The organism is Paracidovorax cattleyae (assembly GCF_900104515.1).
Classification (GTDB): Bacteria; Pseudomonadota; Gammaproteobacteria; order Burkholderiales; family Burkholderiaceae_C; genus Paracidovorax; species Paracidovorax cattleyae.
Genome location: NZ_FNJL01000091.1, coordinates 1 through 1,010, shown reverse-complemented (window position 1 = coordinate 1,010; position 1,010 = coordinate 1). Strand labels below are relative to the sequence as shown.

Here is a 1,010-nt window from a genome sequence, read left to right as displayed (position 1 = left end):
CACCGGCCACCCCGGCGGCAGCTGTACGCCCGCGCCTGCGACCGCCACCACCTGCACCGTCACAGGGCTGACCAACGGCACGGCCTACACCTTCACGGTCGTGGCCGCCAACGCCGTGGGCGGCAGTGCGGCCTCGGCGGCTGCGTCGGCCACGCCGCGCATGCTGATAGACCCTGCCGTGCCACTGCCCGGTGGCGGTACCGCTTCCGTGCAGATCAGCGGCGGCCCGCCCAGCTGCACGCTCACCTCGGCGCAGTTCGGCAGCACGCCGCCCCCCGGTGCACCGGCCGGGGCGACATTCCCCCAGGGCATCTTCAGCTTCGAGGCCACCGGATGCGCCGCCGCCACGCTGACGGTGGCGATCACCTATCCCACCGCATTGGCGCCGGGCGTCGTGCTGCGCAAGTACGGACCGCAAAGCGCCAGTGCGCCCAGCGACACCTGGTTCACACCCACGGGGGCGGCCATCAGCGCGGACCGGATGACGGCCACCTTCACGGTGACCGACAACGGCGAGGGCGACAGCAACCCGACGCCTGGCGCCATCCACGATCCGTTCGCCCCGGTGCTGCTGGCGGCCGTCGGCGTGCCGGGCGGCGTGGCGCCGATCCCGACGCTCGGCGAATGGGGTCTGATCGTTACCTCGCTGCTGGCCGCCGGCCTCGGAATGCTGTCGCTGCGGCGAAAGGTCCAGGTCCGCGATGACGGGCTTGCAAAGGGCTGCCGGCAGCACCAGGAATGCCCGTTGCCCGTGCCGCCCCCACCTCGCTGAAAAGACCGCCATGACCCACTCGTTCCATTGCGCACCGGCCACCCGAACCGATCAAGAGGGCGCCCGCCGCGCTCGCATGCGCTGGGCCTGGATCGTGGCCCTCCTGCTGGCCTGGTGGGCCCTGGGGGCGCCTGGGCGGGCATCGGCGCAGAACGTGGACGACGGATTCAACCCGGGTGCCAACATTAATGTCCGCAGCTTCGCCGTGCAGCCCGACGGCAAGGTGCTGGTGGGCGGC

General features: G+C 72.0%; 2 protein-coding genes. Both read left to right on the top strand.

The features are described from left to right. On the top strand, positions 1–772 hold a 772-nt coding region (locus BLR05_RS25605; protein ID WP_143016061.1), incomplete at its 5' end, for an IPTL-CTERM sorting domain-containing protein. Between the two features lie 10 nt (positions 773–782). Then, the coding region (locus BLR05_RS26405; protein ID WP_143016060.1) for a hypothetical protein at positions 783–1,010 on the top strand (228 nt) is incomplete at its 3' end.